The organism is Alphaproteobacteria bacterium (assembly GCA_016870095.1).
GTDB lineage: Bacteria > Pseudomonadota > Alphaproteobacteria > Paracaedibacterales > VGCI01 > VGCI01.
The window spans coordinates 246,496-272,700 of sequence record VGCI01000002.1; the positions used below are offsets into that span (position 1 = coordinate 246,496).

Below are 26,205 nucleotides of genomic sequence, written 5' to 3' on the forward strand. Positions count from 1 at the left end.
TTAACCAAATAAGAGGGGATAAATATATAGATTTATGAAGATATAACTATGGTATCGTCAGTTTTAATGAGAGGTTTAAAAAAAGAAAGAATAAGAGATTAACTCTTGTCTTTAGGGTACCACATGTGGATGGGTTTGTCATACGCTGCCATGGCGGCTTCTTTCAGTGCCTCGGAGTGCGTGGGATGAGCATGGCATGTGCGAGCAAGGTCTTCAGAAGAGGCACCCATTTCCATCGCTAAAGTTGCCTCAGCAATCATCGCCCCTGCCATTTCCCCTATAATATGAACGCCTAAAATTCGATCGGACTTATGTTCACTCAAAATCTTAACAAACCCCGCCGTATCTCCAACAGCTTTGGCACGACTATTGGCCATAAATGGAAATTTCCCAACAGTATAGGATTTACCTTCTGCCTTCAATTCTTCTTCGGTTTTTCCAACCGTTGCGACTTCGGGAGAGGTGTAAATCACGGCCGGAATAACCCTATAATTGACATGACCCGCCTGGCCGGCAATTCGTTCGACAACAGCAATACCTTCTTCTTCAGCTTTATGGGCCAACATCGGCCCTGGAATAACATCTCCAATCGCATAAATGCCAGGACATATGGTTTCATAGGTAAGATGCTTAACGGGGATATAGCCTTGTTCATCAAGAGTTATGCCAACATTTGTCAACCCGAGCCCTTCTTTATGCGGACGCCGCCCCATAGCAAGCAAAACAACATCACATGTCATCACTTCGGGCTCTTCTAAAGTCTCCAAATGAGCGGGATGAAGATGAATAGCAACATCCTTTTCTCGTTTAATAATTTTGGCCACCTTATGCCCAAATTTAAAAGTCAAACCTTGAGATGTTAATGACTTATGTAAGGCGGAAGCCATCTCTCGATCCAGAGTCGGCAACGGGTGATCCAAATACTCAACAACTGTAACCCCAGCCCCCAAACGTGCCCATACAGATCCTAATTCTAAGCCGATATAACCCGCACCAATAACGACCAAGTGCTTTGGAACTCTATCGAGATTTAAGGCGCCCGTAGAAGTCACAATACGATCTTCATCAACTTCAAAACCTTTGGGTACGAAGGGTTCGGAGCCGGTGGCAATGAGAATATGTCGAGCATCCCAATGGGAGAAATTACCATCCATTGTTGTAATTTGAACTTTGCCAGGAGCCGTAAGATGCGCCGTACCTTGGATAAAAGTCACCCCATTTTTATTAAATAAAAATCCAATGCCACGGGTCAGTTCATCAACAACATTTTCTTTGCGCCCTTGCATTTTTTTTAGATTTAATCGAACCCGTTCAACATCAATGCCATGATTTTCTAAGTGATTTTTGGCTTCTGTGTATTTATGAGAAGAATGGAGTAAGGCTTTTGAGGGAATACATCCCACATTTAAACAAGTCCCTCCAGGAACACTCCGCTTGTCAACCACAGCAACTTTCATTCCCAACTGAGCTGCTCGAATCGCCGCTACATAACCCCCAGGACCAGCACCAATAACCAATAAATCTACGGAATTTGCACTCATATTACATATCCAACATTAGGCGTTCAGGATTTTCCAAATTTTCTTTTACCTTAACAAGAAACGTAACGGACTCTCGGCCATCTATAACACGATGATCGTAGGATAAAGCTAAATACATCATCGGTCGAATTTCCATCTTTCCCTCTATAACAATTACACGATCTTGTATTTTATGCATGCCTAAAATACCTGTTTGAGGTGGATTCAATATGGGTGTTGCTAATAGGGAGCCAAATACACCCCCATTTGAAACAGTAAATGTGCCCCCTGTCATTTCTGCAATGGCTAATTTTCCTTCTTTGGCTTTAAGAGCCAATGCAGAAATTTCAAGTTCCAATTCAGCAAAACTTAATAAATCTGCGTTGCGCACAACGGGAACGACAAGCCCTTGAGGCGTTGAAACCGCTACACCAATATCGTAATAATTTTTATAAATGATTTCATCCCCGTCAATTTCTGAGTTGACTGCGGGGAATTCCTTTAAGGCTTGAATACAAGCTTTTACAAAAAAAGACATCATACCCAATCGCACGCCATGTTTTTTCTCAAAAGATTCTTTAAATTCATTCCTCATGAGGGTAATGGCAGACATGTCGACTTCATTGAATGTTGTTAAAATTGCCGCCGTGTTTTGTGCATGTTTTAAACGCTCTGCAATACGTTGACGTAATCGAGACATTTTTACACGCTCTTCACGACGAGAGGAAGTCCGGACACTTGACCCTACTGGCAAGCCCGAGGTTGAAACTGGCTTATGAACTGGGTTTGCGGTTTCCTCAGAAAAATTGAGCATATCACCTTTGGTTACACGTCCCCCTTTTCCACTCCCCGAAACATCGTTGGGATTAATATCAAGTTCTTCAGCTAGTTTACGTACAGAAGGCGCAACACTCTCAAATGCAGGAGAATTTTGAACAGGTGACTTGATTTTTTCAGTAACTGGTGACCCTATTTGAGAAGCAGCTAGCGTTAAATCAACTTTATTCAAGCCAGATATTTTTTTCTCCAATGCTTGTTGAAGCGTCATAGATGTCCCTTCTTCTGGCTTTGCACTGGATCCTTGAGTAATCGACCCAATGACTTCACCTACCGTCACCGTTCCGCCTTTAGGAACGTGCACTTTACTCAAAGTCCCAGTGGCGGGAGCACTGACTTCAAGAGTAACTTTGTCGGTCTCCAGCTCTACCAAAACCTCGTCAGCTGTTACCCCTTCACCTTCTGATTTCAACCATCGCGCAATCGTTGCTTCTCTTATAGATTCTCCCAACGAGGGAACTCTAATTTCGCTTTGTTCGCTTGATGACATCATCTCTTCCCTTTCCTTAATTAATTTTCTTTTATGATTCCAGTCTTATGGCTTGAGCAACCAAGTGTTCTTGTTCTGTCAGATGTCGACTCAAAATACCTGTTGCAGGTGAAGCTGATGCGGCTCGTCCAATATATAAAGGACGAATATGTTTAGCCCCCGCTTCTATCAGTACACTTTCTAATCGTCGATCCAAAAATGTCCAGGCGCCCATGTTCATAGGTTCTTCTTGGCACCAAATTAACTGGGTTTCTTTGTACGGCAATAATACCTCTATCAATTTCTTACGGGGGAAAGGATAGAATTGTTCTAACCGAATAATTGCGACTTCTTGTGCGTTTTGCTTTTCGCGCTCCTCCAACAAATCATAATAAACCTTACCACTACATAACACGACGCGTTTTGCACGGTGGGGGGGGATACTAAAATCCGGAATGACCGTTTGAAAGTGGGTTTCAATATCCATGTCACGCAAAGAGGACACAGCCTTGGCATGACGGAGCAGAGACTTGGGTGTCATGACTATCAGGGGTTTGCGGGTTTCACTGCGAATTTGGCGACGCAAAATATGGAAAAAATTTGCAGGGGTTGTGCAATTGGCAACCCGCATATTTGATTCCGCACATAATTGTAAAAAGCGCTCTAATCGTCCCGAAGTATGCTCTGGCCCTTGTCCCTCATGTCCATGAGGTAATAACATTACCAATCCGGAAAGACGAAGCCATTTAATTTCTGCTGATGAAATAAATTGATCAATAATGACTTGAGCCCCATTCACAAAATCACCAAACTGAGCTTCCCACATTACGAGTGCATGGGGGCTGGACAAACTATACCCATAATCAAAGCCCAAGACAGATGCTTCTGCCAAAGGGCTATCGACAACTTGAAAAGGTGCTTGATCATTTTTTAGGTGATTTAAGGGAACATATCTTGCTTCTGTTTCTTGATCAATCCATACGGCATGCCGTTGGGAAAATGTCCCTCGGCTACAATCTTGACCACTCAAACGCACAGGATTGTTTTCTAATAAAAGACTTCCTATTGCCAAAGCTTCACCCGTTGCCCAGTCAATGTTGTCTCCAGATTCTATCAATTGACGTTTCATTTCCATCTGACGGGCAATGCGGGGATGTAAATTAAAGCCATCTGGAATTCGAAAATTGCCAAGTCCAATCTCCCGTAAACGATCGAGAGAAACGCCGGTTTTTGCCTCGATATCATCATCTTCTTCAATATGTTTAGGGGGTTTAATATCTGACCAAATTCCCTCCAACCAGTCTATTTTTTCAGAACTATCTTGCTGCGTTTCTTCCTTAGCCTTTTCATATTCTTTTTGCAATATTGCTTCATAGTCACTAGCAATGCGCTTCACTTCTTCTTCTGTAACTAATCCTTTAGACAGCATCTTTTGAGTGTAAATTTGGCGCGTCGTTGGATGATTGGCAATCGCTTTATACATTTTGGGCTGAGTGAAAGAGGGTTCATCAATTTCATTGTGGCCATAGCGTCGATAACAAATCATATCCACAACCACATCCTGGCAAAACTTTTTACGAAATTCTGCAGCTAATTCTGATACCCATACAACCGCTTCAGGATCATCCGCATTCACATGAAAAATTGGCGCTTGAATGGCTTTGGCTATGTCTGAACTATAGGGCGAAGATCGTGAATGGGGTGGACTTGTTGTAAATCCAATCTGATTATTAATAATAAGATGAATTGTTCCGCCTGTTTGGTAACCCTTTAATCCTGATAATTCGAGAGTTTCAGCCACGAGACCTTGTCCGGCAAACGCTGCATCTCCGTGAATCAATAAGGCAATAACTTGATTTTTCCCCTCTTCCCCTACGCGAAATTGTTGTGCGCGAACTTTACCCAATACAACAGGATTAATGGCTTCCAAATGGGAAGGGTTAGATGTTAAGGAAAGATGAACGGGACGTCCCTCAATTTCTCGATCGCCTGAAAATCCTAGGTGATACTTCACATCGCCTGATCCATACTTTAGGCCTGAAGAGTTTTTACTATGGTTGAATTTTGCAAAAATGCTATGCATAGGCTTGCCTAAAACATTAGCCAAAATATTTAATCGACCACGATGAGCTGTTCCAAAAACAACACTTTTTACATCTTGAGAAACAACTTTTGCCAAAATGGATTCCAAGGCAGGAATCAAACTTTCCCCCCCTTCTAAACCAAATCGCTTTTCGCCCGAAAATTTTACATGTAAGAAATGCTCAAAAGCATCCGCCCGAATTAGATCTTTCAATAATTGAAGTCGCTTAACGTCTGTGATCCGATCCTCATCGGAAATATTCTCGAGTCTCTCTTGTATCCATGCTTTTTGATCAGGATCTTGAATATGCATGAACTCAATACCAACGGTTCCACAATAGGTAGAGCGAAGACGATCCAAAATTTGCCGTAAGCTTGCCCATTCAAATCCCAAAACATTGTCGATAAAAATGGGGCGATCATAATCTTCAGGACCAAAATGGTAGGTTGCGGGATCAACTTCGGGGTGACCCATGCGCTTTTCTAATCCTAAGGGATCTAGATTGGCAATAAGATGACCTCTCACTCGAAACGTTCGAATCATCATCAAAGCGCGCAGAGAATCAAGCATACCTTGAGTCACGTGGGGTATACTTTGTGATTCATTGGCCTGCGTTGATGGGGTCATCAAATTATCTATGCGCTTTAACCATTTGGGGGGTCGATTATCCGGAATGAGCTCATCCCTTGATCCAAGACTTTGGAAAAATGTACGCCAATCCTCTGAAACAGAATGGGGATCTTGACGATAGGTATGGAAGAGCTCCTCTATAAAAGGCATGTTTGCCCCATATAGGAAACTATCTTGATCCGTGGTAACTTCCATTTCTGTCATTTTGCTTTCCGCTTATTTTAGATAGACGAGTCGACTGTAACTAGTTTACTCCTAAAAGCGTTAAGAATTGCTTGTCGAAATTAGCCGATATTAATTTGATCAATATCCTGCAAACCTAAGTCTCAGCTTCAGATTTTGATTTTGATTTATTAATATCACTTTGTTTCCCTTGATCTTTTTTCTTTTGATTTTCCATACGACTTTCCCAAGCGGGCAAACCTTGTAGATAAACCAAATGCCCCCAAGAATCCAAGCTTAAGGTGATGGCAGCACTTCGAGAGATTTTACCTTTTTTCCAAAGCTCCAAGAAGACATCTGCAACTTTTTTGTCACTATCAAAGACAATTTTTTTGTTATCTTTTAACCACATAATAATACTTCGCGCCCAAAATCGATAAGTGAAATTTGGATTTGTCTTACCATCAAAATTTTTCCATACTTTCAAGGCTTGTTCATGAACATCTGGAGCCTCTTTTTTAACAGCAACAAGGGCATCTTCAACTGCTTTAGTAAACGCCGGATCTTGATTCTCTTGCTTTTCAACATAAGCATCAATTTCTGGCTTAAGCTTGTCGTTTCCTTTTGGCCCCACTTTATTATTTTCAATGGGGAGAGTGGCGAAAGCGTTAAGGGCAAACCCGACAAAAATACCTAATAGAATTTGCATGTTCTTTAGCACGACTATCACTCCTTATATTTCTGTGTTCACTAGTTTTTATCAACGACCTTGCATAGTTTTCAGCATTGTACTCCCTAATTCTGCAGGAGAAATCGCAATCTGTACACCCGCTTTACGTAATGCTTCAATTTTTTCATTCGCGCTTGCTCCTGCGCCGGCAATTATGGCTCCAGCATGCCCCATTCGGCGCCCAGAAGGTGCTGTTATTCCTGCAATAAAGGAAACTACAGGTTTGCCAGATCCTTTTTTGTATTGGTGATGAATGTACTCAGCTGCTTCCTGCTCATCCTGACCACCAATTTCCCCAATCAGTAAAATTCCAGTTGTTTCTTCATCAGCCCAAAATAATTGAAGAATATCAACAAAGTTCATGCCTTTTACAGGGTCTCCGCCAATCCCGATACACGTTGTCTGCCCCAATCCGATAGCCGTTGTTTGAGAGACGGCCTCATAGGTTAATGTTCCCGAACGAGAGACAACACCAATTTTTCCTGGCGTATGAATTACTCCCGGCATAATGCCAATTTTACACTGATTGGGGGTAATAATTCCTGGACAATTGGGACCAATCAATCGCACGTTGGTGTCCCTTAGAGCCCTTTTTACTCGAATCATATCGAGGGTAGGTATGCCTTCCGTAATACACACTATCAACTCAATACCAGCATCTGCGGCTTCAAAAATAGCATCAGCAGCGTAACCCGCAGGAACATAGATTACGGAAGCCGTTGCCTTAGTCGCTTTAACAGCTTGACCTACGGTATCAAAAACCGGCAAACCCAAATGTTCCCTACCCCCTTTTCCTGGAGTCACACCCCCAACCAATTGCGTCCCATAGGCTAAGGCTTGTTCCGAGTGAAAGGTTCCGTGTTTGCCTGTAAATCCTTGACAAATTACTTTGGTATCGCGGTTAACAAGAATAGTCATTAAGCAGCCTCCCTTACTGCTTGGGCAACCTTATATGCAGCTTCTCCTAAATCATCAGCAGAAATTATTGTGAGAGAAGAATTCTTCAAAATTAGTTTCCCTTCTTTCTCATTCGTCCCCTGAAGTCGAACAACCATAGGAACCCGTAAATGAACTTCTTTTGCTGCAGAAACGATGCCTTCAGCGATTACATCACACTGCATTATGCCACCAAATATGTTAATTAAAATGGCTTTAACGTTTGTGTCGGCTAAAATCAATTTAAAAGCTGTTGCAACTTTATCCCGGGAAGCTCCCCCCCCAACATCTAGGAAGTTTGCCGGCGAGGCACCATTCAGTTTGATAATATCCATGGTTGCCATTGCCAAACCTGCACCATTGACCATACACCCTATATTTCCATCCAACTTGACATAACTTAAACCCTGACGATTGGCTTCTAACTCTGAAGCATCTTCTTCATCCTCATCTCTTAATTTCTCAATCTCTGGTCGACGGAATAGACCATTATCATCAAAAGTCATTTTCGCATCCAGAGCCACCAAATCTCCTACTTTCGTTACGACCAGGGGATTAATTTCAATGAGGCTTGCATCTTCGCCACAGAAACTCTCGTATAGGTTGAGAACAAAGGCCTCCATTTGTTGAGCGGCCTGACCAGAAAGGTTAAGACCGTATGCAATTTTTCGAGCATGATATGGCTGACAACCGGACGCCGAATCAATTTGAAATGTTAATATTTTTTCAGGCGTCTTTTGAGCCACGCTCTCGATATCCATTCCCCCAGCTTCAGAAGCGACAAAAGAAAGACATTGATGCCTGCGATCCACAACCAAACTCAAATACAGTTCTTGCGCAATATCACATCCTTCTTCTATATAAAGCCGCTTAATAATTTGACCTTCAGGACCGGTTTGATGGGTTACCAAGCGAGCTCCTAACAATTTTTGTGCGGCTTGACGAACTTCATCCAAGGAATGGCAAAGTATAACACCACCCGCTTTACCCCGTCCCCCAGCATGAATTTGGGCTTTGACTACCCACAAGGATCCCCCTAAATCTGAAACGGCTTGGGCAGATTCTTCAACAGTATTAACGACTTTCCCACGCAATACGGGTACGCCATAGCCCGCAAGGATAGATTTCGCTTGATATTCATGAATATTCATTTCGTAAAGCCTTTTTGTATAATATCCTAATGCTTCGACTCCATCTCTTTTACGAGTGCTCTCACACCGTTAACAGATTGGGTGAACGCTTCCCGTTCGAGAGGAGTCAGGTCAAATTCAACAACTTTTTCAACGCCAGTCCCACCAATTATTGCCGGAACGCCGACATAGACATCCTCGACGCCATATTCACCTGTAAGCCATGTTGCGCACGGCAATATACGTTTTTGATCTTTAAGATAGGATTCTGCCATCGCAATCGCTGAAGTTGCCGGGGCATAATAAGCTGAACCTGTTGTCAACAAATTCACAATTTCGGCCCCTCCATTACGAGTTCGATCGACTATTGCATCAACTAGGGTTTGGCTAATCCAACCCTTCTTAATGAGGTCAGGTAAGGGAATACCTGCAACGCTTGTGTAGCGTGGCAAAGGCACCATCGCGTCTCCATGACCGCCCAAAACAAAAGTTTGCACATCTGTTGGAGATACGCCCAGCGCATCCGCCAAGAAGCACCTGAAACGACCACTATCCAGAACACCCGCCATACCTACAACGCGATGGTGTGGCAAACCGCAAGCTTCATGCATCACCCAAACCATAGCATCCAGGGGATTTGTAACAACAATGACAAATGCGTTCGGCGCGTATCGTTTGATATTTTTGCCCACATCAGAAATAATTTTTGCATTTATGGTCAGAAGATCATTCCGGCTCATGCCTGGCTTACGGGCCAGACCTGCCGTTACGATGACAACATCTGCCCCTTCCATCCCAGCATAATCATTGCTACCAACAATCTTGCTTGATCGTCCTTCAACTGCCATCGCTTGAGCTAAATCAAGAGCCTTACCTTGTGGGAGCCCTTCTGCAACATCTATCAAGATTACATCTCCCAGGTCTTTATAACCAATGAGATGAGCCAGTGTTCCCCCAATATTACCACTTCCCACGAGGGCAATTTTTTTTCGTACCATTTTTTTATTTCGTCCCTATTCCTGTTTTATTCCGATTTTAAGGTGAGGTTAATGACCTAAAACATCCGCCAGAAACTTCCCACCTGCTTTCAGTCCTTCTTCGTCTATGCTATGCCCCAATCCCGAACAGGTCAATGTGTGGGGATCAAAACCCAGTTTTCTCAAGTGTTCTTGAGATTCAGATAGAAACTCATAAGGCACAACTGTATCTTCATTACCATGAACAAGTAAAATTTCGGTACGTTGTCCTGTAATAGGTGTTAAAAGTACCGACGGATAAAATCCACCAGAATAGCTAATGACTCCCTTTAAGTCCGGGAGTGCAAATATCATTTCTAGAGCGATCATGCCTCCTTGGGAAAATCCGACAATGGCCAAATCAGCAGGGGTGAGATTTCGTTTTTCAAGCGCTTGAAGAATAAATTCTTGCAAAACCGGAACAGCCTTATTCAAACCTATTCTTATCGCTTGAGGGGTGAATTCTTTCAAGCTAAACCACTGGTATCCTGCAGGATAAGCTTCCCCTATTTCCGGCGCATTGGGAGATATAAATTCAACCTCGGGCAAAATACGCGACCAGTAAGGCGCCAAACTCAAAAGGTCTTGCCCGTTGGATCCATACCCATGACAAAAAACAACTAATTTTTTCGCCTTTTTTCCAGATAACGGCAAAAGGCTAGGTCCCTCTAGCATTGCAGTCCCTTTCTAATTTTTCGAGTCCATTATCCTGAATCTTACGCCGATAGACTTTTTCATTCAAGATCACCTAACAAGGCTTTTCAAACAATTTCAGCTCTATCCCTTTTCCAATTTTAAAATTTTATTTTCAATTATTTAAAAGGATTATCGTTGCGACCCAAAAACTTGCGTGAAATAGCGAGTTCCATTACGAACCCTTTTAATGCCAGCTCCCATTTCAGTAAAATTGGGATTTAAAATATTTTTTCGATGACCGGAAGATCTCATCCACATATGGACAACATGAGAAGAAGATTTCCTAGATTTAGCAACATTTTCCCCAAGGTCACGATATACATAACCTGACTTCTTGATACGGATGCCAAGATTTTTCCCTTTCACAGAATGAGAAAGATGATGATGACGCGCCATGTCCAACGACTGATTTCGCGCCACATGCGCAAGCTTGCTATTCATTCTTAAAGGTTTAAGACCTTTACGAACTCTTACACGATTGGTGAGTTCCAGAAGCTTCCATTCTTCAGAGAGATAACCCCCTTTATTTTTTTGAATTGCAGATTTTACGGGATTACGAACAGCTTGCGTAACCTCTACACCTGATAAGGATAATAAAAAAATAACAAGCGAAATACTATACGACCATAGAGAAAGAAGTTTAGTGAGAAATGGTCGGTTTAACAAAGGTAAAAAATTTCTCATCACTATAGTGCCTTAAAGTTCTTAAAACACATTTTTTGTTGCTGTAAATCTCTTAATAGTTTACCCGCAAATATATAAATTTTCTGTTAAAATTTTTTTAAGCCCCCCTAATTCATGACCAAAAGCTTCTCCTTTCCTTACAAGAAACTATAAGGATCAATATCAATAGTAATGCGGACATTTGCAGGTACCTTTATTCCCCCTACCCAAGCAGCAAGAAATGTCTGTAAAGGCACACTTTTTGTAGCTTTTACGAGAATACGCCATCGGTGACGTCCCCGCAGTTGCGCAAGAGGCGCTGGCACCGGCCCCAGTACCGTAACATCAGCATATACAGGGGCACGACGCACTAATGTCTTGGCAGTTTTTTCGACACTTTCCGCATCAGAACCGGAAAGAATGATAGCCCCTAACCGACCAAAGGGGGGCATGACACGAGCTTCTCTTTCCAATTTTTCGGCCTTGATAAAACTATCTCGATCTTGAGATGCTAATGCTGCCATTACAGGATGATCAGGATTAAAGGTTTGTAAAAGAACCCGTCCCGGCAACATTTCTCGCCCTGCTCTCCCAGAAACTTGGTGCAACAATTGATAGGTACGCTCACACGCCCGCAAATCTCCGCCACTCAATCCCAAATCTGCATCCACAACACCGACAAGAGTCATCATGGGAAAGTGGTGCCCTTTGGCTAATATTTGAGTTCCAATAATAACATCTACTTGATGGCCGGTAATTCGACGGATAAGGTTGTGGACTTGTTTCGGCGTTGTCATCATATCACTTGTTAACATTTCACACCGCGCATCGGGAAACATTTGTATTATTTGTTCATGGATACGCTCGACCCCGGGGCCACAGGCAATGAGAGAATCTTCACCTTTGCATTCTGGGCAATGCGACGGCACTTTAAGACTATAACCACATTGATGACATTGAAGACGACCACTACGTTTATGCTCTACCAACCAGGAAGTACATGTTGGGCACATAAGACGATGGCCACATGATCGACATAAAGTTAAGGGTGCATAACCTCGACGATTTAGAAACAACATGACTTGTTCTTTTTCAGCTAATTTTTCTCCTATTGCCTTCTGTAAAGGAGGAGAAATCCAATTATGGGGATAGAGCCGCATGTCAATTGTTTGTATTATGGGAAGATTTGCACCCCCATGACGATTCTTCAAAACCAAATGTTCATATCGTCCTTGCTCAACATTTGCTACTGTTTCTAAAGAGGGCGTAGCCGAAACCAACACAACAGGAATATGGCTTATTTTAGCTCGTACGACTGCCATATCCCTTGCTTGATAAATAACCTGTTCTTCCTGCTTATAAGAGGGATCATGCTCTTCATCAACAATGATAAGTCCTAAGTTTGAATAGGGTAAAAATAGAGCAGATCGCGCCCCAACAATAACGCTCGCTCGTCCTTCAAGAATAGCGGTCCAAGTTTGTTGTCGCACACTTGTCGTTAAACCAGAATGCCATTGAAGAGGCTCCACACCAAAACGGCGCTGGAATCGATCCAACCACTGTGCCGTCAAAGCAATTTCTGGCAATAAAACCAAAATTTGCCGACCCGCTTTGAGAGCAGATTCCATAGCGCATAAATAGACTTCTGTTTTCCCTGATCCTGTAACCCCATCAAGTAAAAAGGGTTGGAATTTTTGTGTAACAATAGCTTTTTTTATAGCCTCAGCTGCATCATTTTGGTCACTTGATAAAGAAATTTTTTCTAGCTGATCAAGATTAGGGATATTAATTTCTAATAATTTTTTGCGGGTGTTTTTAGACTCTAAAGTCACGGGCAAAACCATTTTCAAAACCATACCCATAGGCACCAAATTGTACCGAGCGACCCAGGAAATAAATTCTTGGCTTTCCAACGAAAGAGGAGGAAGATTTAATTTACGAATAAGCTCTCTAACTTTACCTGTATATTCAGTGCTGCCTTTTTTCCAAATTACCCCTGTTGCCGTTTTGCCCCGAAATGGAACTTCTACCAAATCACCAACTTCACAATTAACCTCTTGGGGTAAGCCATAAGCAAATGGACGATCAATTGCCATCGGAAGAAGAACTTGCACTATAGAGCTAGAAGTCGACATAGCCATCCTTTAAGGGGTTACTCTCTGTCAAAATTTTTATATATTTTTCAAAGAGTTTATCACTCCCTTAATCTTCGACTTTTACCAAATCCACTGGGATACCTGCTTGTTGCTTTGTCGTTCGAATCACAAGTATGGATTTTACGCTGGCCACAATCGGCAAGGTGGTTAAATGCTGAGAATGAAATTGTTGATACTCATCCCAATTACGGGCCACTATTTTGAGAAAAAAATCAGCTTCTCCTGCAATCATATGACACTCCCGAACCAGAGGCCATTGATGAACTTTAGCTTCAAATGCCCGAAGATCAGAATCGCTTTGACTGGAAAGACCAACTTGCGCAAATATGATTACTTGAAACCCGAGAGCTTTTGAATTGAGAGACGCATGATATCCTTCAATAACTCCCGATTTTTCAAGTGCACGAACGCGACGCAAACAAGGAGGCGCAGAGATTCCCGCATTCTCAGCTAATTTAACATTTGTTATTCGACCATCAGCTTGTAAGTCTTCTAAAATCTGCAAATCAACTACATCAAGTCTTGTGTCCACGGCATTTTCCTAGTTTCTATAATCTTTTGTTCCACCACACCATCGCCTTTATCGAACCAGTGGCTTGTATTTTATTCGATGAGGTTGGTCAGCCGCCATCCCTAATCTTCGTTTACGATCTTCTTCATAGGATTGATAATTTCCTTCAAACCACACAACCTGGCTTTCTCCTTCAAAAGCCAAAATATGGGTAGCAATACGGTCGAGGAACCATCGATCATGGCTGATGACAATAGCACACCCAACAAAATCCAATAGGCCTTCTTCCAAGGATCTTAAGGTTTCCACATCCAGATCATTGGTCGGTTCATCCAACAACAACACATTAGCACCAGACTTTAAAACTTTTGCCAGGTGAACTCGGTTACGCTCTCCCCCTGATAATTGCCCCACTCGTTTTTGTTGATCAGCACCTTTAAAATTAAACAAAGCGCAATAAGCACGGCTTGGAATGGGACGTTTACCTAACAAAATTTCATCATGACCACCAGAAATTTCTTCCCAAACAGTTTTTGCAGCATTTAGGGCATCTCGCGATTGATCTACATATCCCATCACAACCGATTCCCCGACTTGCAATGCGCCTTCATCCGGTTGATCGTGGCCCGTCAACATGCGAAATAGTGTCGTTTTTCCTGCACCATTTGGCCCAACAACCCCGATAATACCCCCCGGTGGAAGACGAAAATTGAGGGCATCAATTAGCAGACGATCCCCATAACCCTTTGTCAAACCCTTAGCTTCTACAACATTATCTCCTAAACGAGGACCCGCAGGAATGGTAATAGCGCCATCTCCTGTGCCTTGATCGCTTGTTTGATTCAGCAAAACTTCATAAGCCTGAATACGAGCCTTGCTCTTCGTTTGTCGGGCTTTTGGGGACTGACGAATCCACTCCAATTCGCGAGCCAGCTGTTTTTGTCGACCTGTTTCTTGACGTTGTTCTACGACTAATCGCTTTTGTTTTTGCTCCAGCCAATTGGAATAATTTCCCTCATAGGGAATCGCTTGACCCCGATCCAATTCCAAAATCCAATTCACAACATTATCGAGGAAATAACGATCATGGGTAATAAGAACAACTGTTCCCGTATAGTTCTTTAAAAAGCGCTCCAACCAGGCGACAGATTCTGCATCCAAATGGTTTGTGGGCTCATCTAACAATAACATATCAGGTTTTTGCATCAATAAACGACACAACGCTACACGCCGACGCTCTCCCCCAGACAACTTACTAACGTCAGCGTCACCGGGTGGGCAACGCAATGCATCCATTGCAATCTCAATTTGTCTAGATAAATCCCAAGCATCTAATGCATCAATTTTTTCCTGCAACTCAGCTTGTTCGGCAATCAGATTATTCATTTCATCATCAGAAAGAGACTCGCCAAACTTTGCATTAACAGCATCAAATCGATCCAGAAGAGCTTTCGTTGAAGCCAATCCAGCCATGACATTTTCTGCCACCGTTAAGCTTGTATCCAACTCAGGTTCCTGAGGCAAATAACCAACAGTCACACCGTCTGCTGCCCAAGCTTCTCCGTTATACTCTTTATCTATGCCTGCCATAATCTTAAGGAGAGTCGATTTTCCAGCGCCATTGGCACCAATGACACCAATTTTAGCGCCTGGGAAAAAAGATAATGTTACTTCTTTTAAAACTTCCCGACCACCGGGAAAGAGTTTAGAGAGCTCCTTCATTACAAAGATATATTGATAACTGGCCATAGAATAACCTTTCCCGAAACAGGATTTTGAAGTTGATACTCTTTATACGTCAAAATGAGGATTTATCATAGTAAAATCCACGCCCTTACTCGAATTTTGCTTTTAAAAAAGGGTCTTGCTTTATTGAAATGCTCACCTGACAATAATTGTATTATTAATTGAGTAGGAAGACGCGATGAAAAATTTTCTATGGATAACTTGGCTCATCTGCTTTGTAACTTTCCCCACTACGGTTCGAGCCGATACTGCCTGTGAAGGGGTTCGAGCTGGATTGCAGGTGGGATTCGGTGTCATCGATTCAAAACTAACAACGACACGCACCCTACTTATACCCGTACCCAACGTAGATTATTCTGACATTTCTGGTCGAGGCGGCATCTTAGGATTATCAGTCGATTGGATGAGCTTAGTCGGTAATTCTGATATTATGGCAGGCGCAGAAGCCAGTATTAATTTCTTAACGACAAAAGGAAAAAAAAGTACCATGGGAACTTTTCCCTCAGCTGTGGATGTATACACAGGTGATTTATCAACAAGTGTTTTTTACAAACGATCTTTAGAAGTTGTTGCTAAGTTTGGATATATGTTTAAAGGAGCAGCTGTAGCCTATGTGCGAGTGGGTCCGAGTTTTGGAACTTTGAAAGCAAGCTCTGTCAGTAATGCCCTGAAATATAAAGGAGATAAAGCCATAAGACCGTTTGGTTTAGTAATGGGTGTGGGGGCCGAATTTCCCGTCACGGATCGTTTAGCATTTGGGACAGAATATAATTATCGCAGATATCCGACATTTTCTCATAATTTAGCGGACACCGCTGGGATTTCTCAATTGAATATGAGCATCATCCCCACCTCTCACGCAGTCATGTTTCGCTTCAGTTATAAGTTGAGTGCTGTTGATTTTGCAACACCTCAACCCAAAGAAAGAAAACGGAAAAGATCTCGACCCCCAAAAACATGAGCATAATGAATAGTCGTTAATTTGACTCTGATGAAAGGGTTCCGGTTTAGCCCTTGCAAAAATTCAAGGAATCCCTTCTAATTTATTATAAGCTCTTTATCATAAGGATCGCATCCTGTGACCGTACCCATTGATCCCCCTATCGTTGGACCCTCCACACGGCTTTTTCCAAAAGGTCATTTAAAAATTTTTTTGGGAGCTTCTCCGGGCGTTGGCAAAACATTTTCTATGTTACAAGCCGGTTCAGAAAGACAATCAGAAGGCGTAGATGTTGTTGTCGGATTGGTTGAAACGCACAAACGAAAAGAGACAGAAGAACAACTCGCAAATCTTGAAATTTTGCCGAGAAAAAAATTAAATTATCGGGGTCGTACTTTTGAAGAACTTGATCTTGATGGTATTTTGGCACGTGCTCCTCAATTGGTTTTAATTGATGAGTGTGCCCACAGCAATCTTCCGGGAAGCCGCCATCCAAAACGCTATGATGACATAACGGAAATCCTTGAGCATGGCATCGATGTTTACACAACTCTCAATATTCAACATTTTGAAAGTTTAAAAGATATTATTGAGCAAATGACGCGCATCACAATTCGGGAAACTGTCCCTGACTCTTTCACGCAATCAGCAGATGAAGTGCAACTTATTGATTTGCCACCCAATGATTTACTTCAAAGACTTTCAGATGGTAAAATATATATACCTGAACAAGCAAAGACAGCTATTGATCATTTTTTTACGCGCTCGAATCTTTTAAATTTACGTGAACTTGCTTTGCGTCAAACCATTACTGTTGCCGATGAAAAAGTAACGCAAGACGTCCAACAACGGGGTATCAAGGGCTCCTGGCCAACAAGTGATAAAGTTATGGTATGTGTGAGCACAGATTTATCAAGTGCCTACTTAATTCGCACCGCCCGTCGTATTGCTGATCGGTTGCATGCCAAGCTTGTTGCCGTCACTATTGAAACATCAGATGATGAAAATCGTTCCCTAATTGCTCAGCAACAGCTCTCACAAAATTTACATTTAGCAGAAGAGTTAGGTGCAGAAGTCGTCGCACTTGATGGAACGGATGTTGCCGAGACCTTAGTTCAATATGCCCTCACAAATAACGTTACGGATATACTTGTGGGTCAAGCTTCTCAAGGAAAAGAATGGGAGAAAATTCCTGTAATTGGTCCCCTATTGGTCAGCAAATCTACAGCTGAGAAAATACTGTCTTATCGTCCTTCCTTGACTTTGCGAGTTATTCCTACAGAACAAAATGGACCAATTCCCCACAACAAATCCTTTACCAAATCTCCTTTAAAACCCTTTTTACCCTATATTTCTAGTTTATTTATTACACTAGGGATGTTGGCAGCTGCAGGTCAAATAACCAAATACACAAAAATTACGGATGTCTCAACTTTCTTGTTCTTGAGTGTATTGTGGGTATCGATCAAATTTGGATTACGACCTGCCGTATTGGCGACAATAATTGGAAGTCTGGTTTACGATTATACATATATTGATCCCCTGCGTAATGTGGGAATGGATACGTTAGGAGGATGGATTGTATTCGTCTCTTTTGTTTTTGCATCCATCGTTATCTCAAATCTGGCTATTCATTCTCAAAATGTTTTTAAAGCATCGCAAGGACGATTACGTCAGATTCGTTTTTTTTCCAACTTTACGACTCAACTCACGCGCCATAGAGCCAAAGAACAGATTTTATCTTACCTGTGTAAGGAATTGCATCAATTCTTGAATATTTCCGTTATCGCTTTTTGGGAAATACATGATAAATTTACACCTGCACACAGATTTCCCAAAACCAAAAATCCTGAGCTCACCCCTGTAGATGAAAGTGCTATTCAGTGGGCTTTGGCCCACCAAAGTCGCAGCGGTAGATCTACAAAGAATTTTTCTGATGCTCGTTATCTTTACTTACCCATAAAAATAGGGAAGAATAGTTTGGGGGTTGTAGGTATTCGAGCTTTAAAAGGTCAATTAACTATTGATGATTTGCGTATGGCCCAAACTCTCATTGATCAAGCCGCATTGGCCATTGATCGGTTAAATTACGTATCAAAGCCCAAGAAAAAGGAAAAATGAGTACCGTATGAAACGCCGTCTTATCAATTGGCTCACCTTTTTAACGTTTATATTAACTTCAACGGGTGTTGCGATTTTTTTCCTTTTCTTTTATTACGGTAGAGGATTGCCCGATTATGACTTTCTTCACAATTACGAACCCTTCACTATAAATCGCATCAAAACCAACAACGGTGATGTTTTGAGAGAATTTTCACACGAAAGACGTATTACTATTCCGTTGGACGAAATTCCACCTATGGTTGTTAATAGTTTTTTAGCCGCAGAAGATAAGAATTTTTTCTATCACTGTGGGTTAGACATTCAAGGAATTCTGCGCGCAGTTATCGCTAACAGCACCCAAGGCTCGTGGTCAACAAGACCTTTAGGAGGGTCAACCATAACCCAACAAGTTGCCAAAAATTTTCTGATTGGAAATGATCGATCTTTTGAAAGAAAAGCCAAAGAAGCGATTATGTCCTTGCGCCTAGAATCCGCATTAACAAAAGAGCGTATTCTTGAGTTATATCTCAATCAAATTTATCTCGGCATGGGGGCCTATGGTGTTGTTGCCGCCGCCTCGACTTACTTTAATAAGCCCCTCGATAAATTATCAATCGCAGAAATTGCCTTTTTAGCGGCTATGCCCAAAGCTCCTTCTTTTTATCCCAACCAAAAAGACTTAACTCGAGCCATGAGTCGACGAAATTGGGTTATTGATCGATTATATGAAGAAGGACTTCTATCTGAAACCGAAGCTCAAGAAGCCAAGAATGAACCCTTAGAATTTTCTTTGGGAAAAACAGAAAAAAGCCCTCCCGACTATTACTCAGAATATGTTCGTCAAGAACTTATAAGTCAGCTGGGTGAAGAGACAATGATGCAAGGCGGCCTGAGTATTAAGACAACTCTGGACCCTGATTTGCAACCCATTGCCATTAAGGCTTTACAACAAGGCTTAATTGCTTACGATCGACGCCACGGATGGCGAGGCCCCATCGATCATATTAATTTTGACTCTGGCGATAACGAAGATTGGCACCATGATCTCAAAAAAATAGCTTCTCCCCCGGGTCTTGGAAATTGGATGCTTGCAATTGTGCTTGAAACAACATCACAAAAAGCAAAAATTGGTCTTAAAGATGGTGAGATAGGCTTTATATCCCTAGAACACCTTAAATGGGCACAAAAAAATCTGCCGAATCAATTACTCGGTCCTGAAATTACTCATCCCGAAGATGTTTTAAACCCGGGAGATGTCATTGCTGTATCCGTCATTCAAGATAAATCCTTTCGCTTAGAACAAATTCCGGAAGTGACAGGAGGCCTTGTTGCTCTTGATCCCCAAACAGGCCACATCCTGGCCATGGTTGGCGGATATGATTTTGAACTCAGCCAATATAACTGTGTTACGCAAGCCAAACGACAGCCAGGCTCTGCCTTTAAACCTTTCGTTTACTTAACGGCTTTAGAACATGGTTATACTCCAGAAACGCGCGTATTAGATGCTCCTCTTATGCTCAATGTTGGGGGAAAGATGGGCGTATATGCCCCTAAAAATATTACGAATAAATTCTATGGACCTACACCTTTGCGATCAGGTCTTATTTATTCCCGAAATGTAATGACTGTTCGTCTGGCTCAACAAATTGGTTTACGAAAAATTGAAAATACAGCAAAAACTTTTGGGCTGGTTGACAAGCTCCCTCATCAACTCTCTATGGCCTTAGGCGCTGCAGAAACAACCCTTCTTAAACTCACAGCTGCTTATGGTATGATTGCCAATGGGGGACACCACATCACTCCCGTTTTTATTGAAGAAGTTCTGGATCGCCATAACCAAAGTATTTATGAAGAAAAGCCTTTTGAGAAAACCCGGGTTGCAAGTGAGAAGTCCATTCGCCAAATCATTCGAATGATGGAAGGCGTCATTCAAAAGGGCACAGCCCAAAGCCTCATCAGTTTGGAACGCCCCATCGCAGGGAAAACTGGCAGTACAAATGACTTTAAGGATAGTTGGTTTGTGGGGTTCACCCCGAATCTTGTTGTTGGAGTCTTTGTGGGTTTTGCAACTCCACGTACCTTGGGGCCTGACGAATCCGGCTCAAAGGTTGCCGTTCCCATTTTCAAAAGGTTTATGACTGAAGCCATGAAGAACAAACCTGCCTTAACCTTTGATGGACTTTAAGAAAGACTTTACAAAATTAACAAATCCACCAAAAATTACCGAGCGGTAATATTTGTCCTTTTTTGAAAAATAACTTCTAAAAATTCCTGATCAGGAATAATTTTGAGGAGTCGCAATAAGGAAAACGCATTGTCTTACTTACCAGCCTGCTTTTTAATATCTCCTGAGTACTTCTCGCTTTTATTCCGCAATTCTCCCGCCGATTCTCGAGCATTTTGTATTAGGCGTTGTTCTTGTCTTTTGCTCTTAGCGGTTTCCTCACCAAATCCAAAAGAAAGTACTGTTTTCTTTTCATGACTTCCCAACTGCAATATAGATTTTTTATAGGCCATTCTAACTTTCATAATTTCTTCATAAGCCTTTTTTATATCATCAGAAAGCTTTTGATATTCTGCTGAATCAGGCTGAGCCGCAATTCGGGCCGTGAGAAGATTCACGATACCCGAATCATAGTACTTGTGCTTTGTTGGATCTGGGTTTGATGACTCAACAATAGCCTCTAGTTTTGCATCAAAAAACCCACTTAAAAGGGGCACAACCCAATTCACTACATTTTTCTTTGCCCCATCCAGAGACTTAGACTGAAATTCCGGCAAAACATTATTGATAGCCATTTCTACAGCATCGCTACGAATGGCTTGAGAATCAGCAACAACCTCACCTAAAGCATCAAATATCAGCCCCAGAGACTCTTGTTGGCGTTGAACTTCATTTTTAGCGGAAGATTTTACAACACGGCCTTTCTTAGTTTCCGTATCAAGTTTTGCTAAATTAGCCATAAGACTTTTTTGTTGTAGAATGAGCACTTGGTCTTTGGCAGAAAGATTGATATTTTTGGTTTTTAATTCCCTGTTTTTTTCTTCTATTATTTTCAAAACTTTCTTACACGATTTTTGACGTTTCCCTACATCGGCTCCCTCATTCTCACAATTTACAAGACTTAGGAAAATCGCTAGTTCTTCTCTCAACTCATTTTTTTTCTTTTTAAGATCCTTACTCGCACCTTCCCCATTTGCAGCCAATTGAGAATCTATCGCATTCAGTTGACTAATAATTTTCAACAATTCTAACTGGGGAGAATTTTTGACAACCCCACTCGTTGCCGCAAGTTCTGCCAGTTTACTTTGGGCCATACCGGTTAAAGTTGAAATCAAAATAGGAGCACTCTTTATGGCAACTTCTTTAATCAAATTGGCCCCAAAAAATCCTCTCACTTTATCCTTAAGAACCGGGTTTAAAACATCTGCTCCACTTTCTTGGACTATTTGCGTCAATGTCACGAGCGTTTCAAGCAAATCATCAATGGATCTGGTGTCTTTTGATTGGGAAGGGCGTTCTTGTTCTTGAGTCATTGATTGCTTAACTTTCTGCGTTAAATGAGCAAGTTTCTCTGCTGTTAGCGGTTCAACTGACACAGATTGTTCTAGAAAGTAAAGTTGACGTTTCAAAGAGCCCGTTTTGTTCCTCAAATCAATCATGAGTGTCTTATTATTAGCTCGCTCTGCCTGAATGAGATTATCAATGGCACTTTTATGTAGATTATCCAGATCAGTTTTAACTTCAGCATAATGGCGTTTAAAAAAATCGATTTTTCTTTTTTTAAATTCATTTATCTTATCGGGCAATCCATAGGCATAGTCTTCAAAAATCTTGATAACTTTTTCGTATTGGGAAACTTCATCATTTAAAATTTTTTTTATTTTTGTTAAGCCCGCGCGTAATCTATTGTTTTCTTCTAGTGTTAAGCCTGCAGGTGTTTTGCCTACCACAAAAATACGGGCCCATAATTTTTCCCACAAAGCAACGCCCTCTTGCTTAAGTTCGGGGTCGTCCGCCATTAATTTAAGAATGGCTTTATCTTCGTCAACTCGACCTCGAAAAATATTTATTTTTGATCGTAAAATGTCAAAAATTTTATCAAGAGCTACGAGCTTTAAAATAAATCGTTCTGCCAGAATAGCCACTCCAACGCTATCCTTCGCTACTCCCCGCTTAATATCTTTTAATCTTTGCGCTAGGGGATCTTGAATTTTCAAATCTCCCTTTTTCGTCTTTAAGGTACGGGGAGCACTTTCTTTATTTCCTTTTGTCAAAAAATCAGGGGTTGACGTTTCTAGTTTTTCTTTTTCCGCTGTCATTTCATTAAGTGATTGACTGACAACTTCCAATTCGTCTTCTTGTGCCTTTATAGATTGTTGCAAAATTGCTAATTCATTTTGAACTTCCTCTAAATCCTTTTGGGAGTATTTACCGGCATCCGGGTGATTGTTTTTAATGTATCCTAGACTGAGAATTTTAAGGGCTGATGTGTAAGTCGTATCCATTGTTGCAGAAATTTTTTCTACAGTGGCAGCAATTAACTTTTCGCTCGTTTCTTCCGCTTCAATAGCTTTGTAAAGATTTGCTTCTGTCTGGGAAAGGTTTCTTTCAATATCGGGATTGTAAGCTTGAGTAGGATCTAATTTTAATTTTTGCTTGTCCAAAAATATTTTATGGGATTGAGCTTGATCTTTATCCCGCAAATACTCACCTGACGTAAAGCCCTGCTGAGGAAGATTAGAAGTTTGGGACTGTGGTGCGGTTACCCTCGAACTCCCTTCAACAGCTTGCATTGTAGAAAGGAAGAGAGCCATACTCAATAACAATAATTTTAACATTTTTGCCTCTTTACATTTTTTCCCCTAAATTTACCGTAAATACTTTAAATTAATATTTGATTAATAACCGGACTATCTTGGTAGCCTTACTATTTTGTATAATTTCGAAATTGTCGGCAACCTAAGGGTTATCAATCCCTTTATTGTACCAACTCAAACAGGGGTATATCTTTGCGTGGATCGAGAGATTTCCTCAAAACAACATTAACGATTTTTTGAGGAGAACACATCGTTAGCGGAACCAAGTCCTTACAAAATTGATCTGTAAGACTTTGCCCAAGAGGCAAATTTTGCCATTGGGGTGTTGCTAGGACATATCCCGAATAATAAAACAATCGTTTATGAGAGTCATAAAGTATGAAACCGTTTTGCAGGGTAGTTTGAACAATATCAAATTTTCCCGGAACAATAGTGGGAGATCCATTTGTATTCTTTGCAATGGCAATAAGTAGCAGAAAAGGAGATACATTCTGTGGTCGAAACATAATAGCATCAACAAGTTTTTCTTGAGAAGTAAGAGCCTGGTATCTTGCATCATTCGTAATCATGGGGCCAGGATAAGTCACATGACCATTAGCAAAGTTCACCTCTAATCCCAATAGAGACCGAACCACTTGAATGCCAGAAGGCAACTGGGGCGACAAGGCTTGAATTTGATTGTTAGGGTATAGTGTGGATGAGATAGGGGGAGCTTGATAACCCCCAAAAAGATTATTTGTCATGATGGTTTGGGGATTGGATAAACGCTGAGCATTCCCGTACATACCGAGTAAGACGTAACCGCAAAGAAGAAAAAGGAACCCAAGTCCTAATCTTTTTGTGAAATTCATTGCTTATACCAATCATTTCTTTAGCCTATCATTGATATTACAAGGAAATTAATAACAAAAGCTGAACAAGACACTATAATTTTCTCTATTCTTAAAAAGGAAACTTAATAATTTTGATTAATCAGTTGTGTTTTATAACCTAATCCTGATAATCAAGAATCAAAGCTCAATAGTATAAGGAGAGAGAGATGTTATTTTTTTTAGACACAGCAGACGTCAATGAAGTGAAAGAACTCGTTGCAACCGGCATGATCGATGGGATCACAACCAATCCCACACTCGCAGCATCTTCCGGTATCCCTTTCACTCACCTTATTACCCAAATGTGCGAATTGGTCGAAGGACCCGTTAGTGCAGAGGTAACAGCAATTGATGCGGAAACCATGATAATTCAAGGACGTCAATTGGCAAAAATTTCCAAAAATGTTGCGGTGAAAGTTCCTTTAACGGTTGAGGGGCTGAAGGCATGTCATGTCTTAACCAGCGAAGACATCATGGTAAATGTAACTTTATGTTTTACCGCAACTCAAGCCCTCTTAGCCGCAAAAGTGGGGGCAACTTTTATTTCACCTTTTATCGGTCGTCTTGATGATATTAGCCAATCCGGCATGGAACTTATCCATGATATTCGAACTATCTATGACAATTATGGATACACAACGGCAATTTTAGCCGCCTCGATTCGCCATCCCATTCATGTTCTTGAAGCCGCTAAAGCTGGTGCCGATGTAGTAACCATGCCCCCAAAAGTACTCCGCCAACTTTATAAACACCCCCTTACCGATAGTGGATTAGACACGTTTATCAAAGATTGGAATCAAAGCGGTTTGACAATTTAATCTTATAAGATATCAGTCCCTTTAAAATCAGGGTTTGTTTTCTGGCCAACATCTATTACAATAAAATTTAGATAACTTTTATTAATAGGGGTCAATTATGGTCAGTAAAGGAAAATTTGTTCTTGGTTTATTAGCAAGCGTCTTAGCAGTTTCTTTCGCAGTAGGGAAAATCGGTACGGGTTCTGAAAATTTAGCTCCCTCTCTTCTGGAATCAAAGGAACCACGGACTGCAGGAGCAGAGTCGAAAGGCGAGAACACAAGAAAAAAGGAAACTTCTGGACTTGCTAGAGTATTGGATAATTCATCGAGCTCTGGAACAAAAGAGACTACTGGAGCCTCAGAAGGTTTGACTCACTCTTCGTCCCTTGGGACCAAAGAAACCACTAAACAGGCCAATCCAACGGAAGTTTCTGGTGGCCTTGGTGGTGTGGGAACTTCTGGTTCTACAGGGATCCGTGAGACTTCAGGAACAACCGGGACAGCTGAGAATCTTGGTTCTACAGCAACAAGCGAAACTTCTGGATCTTCCTCCTCTTCAGGGAGTACGGCCATAAAGGAAATCTCCGGAACAAGTGGAGAAGGAGCGACATCTCCTGCCAGTGCGAAAGAATCCTTAGAAGGCATTGATGATACTATTCTTGCTAGAAGAATTAATAAAATTCTCACAGACAGTCCAGAGATGATTGTCGCAGCTTTACAAAAATTCAATCAAGCTCAACATCGCATCCAACAAGAAAAATTGGATGCTTCCTTAGTAAAATATAAAGATGAAATCTCAAAAGATTCGAGCGCAATCGTTTTGGGAAAGAAGGATGCGGAAATTAAGCTCGTCGTCTTTTTAGACCCAAATTGCCCACACTGTCGTCCTTTCTCCCAGGCTTTGACGAAAGTAAGTACAGAACATCCGAATGTTGCTATTTTTGTTCGCCAATGGCCCATTCTAGGTCCAGACTCCGAGGAAGTTGCCCGTGGCTTATGGGCTATTAAACAACAAGGAAGTGATAAGTTTAATGCTATCACCAAAGCCATAGCGGCAAGCGAAGATCGGTATACTTTTGCGAAATTGCTTTTGTGGGTCACAGACCACAAGCTCGATGTTACCAAGTTTAAAAAGGATTTTGAGTCACAAGCAACAAAAGACATTGTTGATAACACCAAGAAACTCGCACTCGACATTGGCTTAGAGGGAACACCAACCAGCTTATTGGTCAGCAAAAAGGGGATACGCGTTGTCAGTCCAACGGACGAAAAAAGTCTTCAAAGTATCCTAACAGGAGCTGCGAAAGACGGTAGCGATAAGACCTAGTCTTCAGTTTTTGCCCCCACCATATTCCAAGGGTCTGAATATAGCTTTATTTTGATCCTT

19 protein-coding genes are annotated in these 26,205 nt (G+C 41.6%); 5 read left to right on the plus strand and 14 right to left on the minus strand.

The window, feature by feature from the left end:
- Window positions 1-98: 98 nt before the first annotated feature.
- From lpdA to ettA, 12 genes are all read right to left on the minus strand, one after another.
- Window positions 99-1,541, minus strand: a complete 1,443-nt coding sequence (gene lpdA / locus FJX03_02665) for a dihydrolipoyl dehydrogenase (GenBank protein MBM3632597.1) — start codon at window positions 1,539-1,541, stop codon at window positions 99-101.
- A 1-nt stretch (window position 1,542) separates the two neighbouring features.
- Entirely contained in the window at window positions 1,543-2,847 is a 1,305-nt protein-coding gene (gene odhB, locus FJX03_02670) for a 2-oxoglutarate dehydrogenase complex dihydrolipoyllysine-residue succinyltransferase (GenBank protein MBM3632598.1), read from the minus strand.
- A gap of 31 nt (window positions 2,848-2,878) precedes the next feature.
- Window positions 2,879-5,734 carry a 2-oxoglutarate dehydrogenase E1 component gene (locus tag FJX03_02675; protein ID MBM3632599.1) on the minus strand — a complete coding sequence of 952 codons (2,856 nt, stop codon included), beginning with the start codon at window positions 5,732-5,734 and terminating at the stop codon, window positions 2,879-2,881.
- Between the two features lie 124 nt (window positions 5,735-5,858).
- Window positions 5,859-6,422, minus strand: a complete 564-nt coding sequence (locus FJX03_02680; GenBank protein MBM3632600.1) for a hypothetical protein — start codon at window positions 6,420-6,422, stop codon at window positions 5,859-5,861.
- Between the two features lie 39 nt (window positions 6,423-6,461).
- Window positions 6,462-7,349, minus strand: coding sequence for a succinate--CoA ligase subunit alpha (gene sucD, locus FJX03_02685; GenBank protein ID MBM3632601.1), 888 nt, complete (start codon window positions 7,347-7,349; stop codon window positions 6,462-6,464).
- Window positions 7,349-8,518 (minus strand): ADP-forming succinate--CoA ligase subunit beta, encoded by a 1,170-nt coding sequence (gene sucC / locus FJX03_02690; GenBank protein ID MBM3632602.1) that lies wholly within the window; start codon window positions 8,516-8,518, stop codon window positions 7,349-7,351. The genes sucD and sucC overlap by 1 nt, the downstream gene beginning before the upstream one ends.
- Window positions 8,519-8,544: 26 nt before the next feature.
- On the minus strand, window positions 8,545-9,495 hold the full coding sequence (gene mdh / locus FJX03_02695) for a malate dehydrogenase (protein ID MBM3632603.1): 951 nt from the start codon (window positions 9,493-9,495) through the stop codon (window positions 8,545-8,547).
- A 48-nt stretch (window positions 9,496-9,543) separates the two neighbouring features.
- The gene (locus tag FJX03_02700) at window positions 9,544-10,188 is read right to left on the minus strand and encodes a phospholipase (protein ID MBM3632604.1); all 645 of its coding nucleotides are present in this window, start codon (window positions 10,186-10,188) and stop codon (window positions 9,544-9,546) included.
- A 150-nt stretch (window positions 10,189-10,338) separates the two neighbouring features.
- A complete protein-coding gene (locus tag FJX03_02705) occupies window positions 10,339-10,893 on the minus strand; it encodes a CAP domain-containing protein (GenBank protein ID MBM3632605.1) in 555 nt (184 codons plus the stop codon).
- A 137-nt stretch (window positions 10,894-11,030) separates the two neighbouring features.
- Window positions 11,031-13,013 (minus strand): primosomal protein N', encoded by a 1,983-nt coding sequence (gene priA / locus FJX03_02710; GenBank protein MBM3632606.1) that lies wholly within the window; start codon window positions 13,011-13,013, stop codon window positions 11,031-11,033.
- A gap of 61 nt (window positions 13,014-13,074) precedes the next feature.
- A complete protein-coding gene (locus FJX03_02715) occupies window positions 13,075-13,560 on the minus strand; it encodes an Lrp/AsnC family transcriptional regulator (GenBank protein MBM3632607.1) in 486 nt (161 codons plus the stop codon).
- Between the two features lie 48 nt (window positions 13,561-13,608).
- A complete protein-coding gene (gene ettA, locus FJX03_02720; protein ID MBM3632608.1) occupies window positions 13,609-15,288 on the minus strand; it encodes an energy-dependent translational throttle protein EttA in 1,680 nt (559 codons plus the stop codon).
- Between the two features lie 175 nt (window positions 15,289-15,463).
- On the opposite strand from ettA, the gene FJX03_02725 reads away from it, so the two are divergent.
- The 3 genes from FJX03_02725 to FJX03_02735 all read left to right on the plus strand — a co-directional run bounded on the left by FJX03_02725 (window position 15,464) and on the right by FJX03_02735 (window position 20,513).
- Window positions 15,464-16,246, plus strand: coding sequence for a porin family protein (locus FJX03_02725; protein MBM3632609.1), 783 nt, complete (start codon window positions 15,464-15,466; stop codon window positions 16,244-16,246).
- A 117-nt stretch (window positions 16,247-16,363) separates the two neighbouring features.
- Window positions 16,364-18,346, plus strand: a complete 1,983-nt coding sequence (locus FJX03_02730; GenBank protein MBM3632610.1) for a sensor histidine kinase KdpD — start codon at window positions 16,364-16,366, stop codon at window positions 18,344-18,346.
- 7 nt (window positions 18,347-18,353) lie between these two features.
- On the plus strand, window positions 18,354-20,513 hold the full coding sequence (locus FJX03_02735; GenBank protein MBM3632611.1) for a PBP1A family penicillin-binding protein: 2,160 nt from the start codon (window positions 18,354-18,356) through the stop codon (window positions 20,511-20,513).
- A 134-nt stretch (window positions 20,514-20,647) separates the two neighbouring features.
- Here FJX03_02735 and FJX03_02740 read toward each other — a convergent pair whose 3' ends face one another.
- Both FJX03_02740 and FJX03_02745 read right to left on the minus strand, forming a co-directional pair.
- A complete protein-coding gene (locus FJX03_02740) occupies window positions 20,648-23,170 on the minus strand; it encodes a hypothetical protein (GenBank protein MBM3632612.1) in 2,523 nt (840 codons plus the stop codon).
- A gap of 140 nt (window positions 23,171-23,310) precedes the next feature.
- Window positions 23,311-24,000, minus strand: a complete 690-nt coding sequence (locus FJX03_02745) for a hypothetical protein (protein ID MBM3632613.1) — start codon at window positions 23,998-24,000, stop codon at window positions 23,311-23,313.
- A gap of 188 nt (window positions 24,001-24,188) precedes the next feature.
- Between FJX03_02745 and fsa the strand changes: the two genes are divergently transcribed.
- Together fsa and FJX03_02755 are read left to right on the plus strand one after the other, a co-directional pair.
- Window positions 24,189-24,839: a fructose-6-phosphate aldolase gene (gene fsa / locus FJX03_02750; GenBank protein MBM3632614.1), complete on the plus strand. Its 651-nt coding sequence runs from the start codon at window positions 24,189-24,191 to the stop codon at window positions 24,837-24,839.
- A 97-nt stretch (window positions 24,840-24,936) separates the two neighbouring features.
- Window positions 24,937-26,145, plus strand: coding sequence for a hypothetical protein (locus FJX03_02755; GenBank protein ID MBM3632615.1), 1,209 nt, complete (start codon window positions 24,937-24,939; stop codon window positions 26,143-26,145).
- Window positions 26,146-26,205 lie beyond the last annotated feature (60 nt).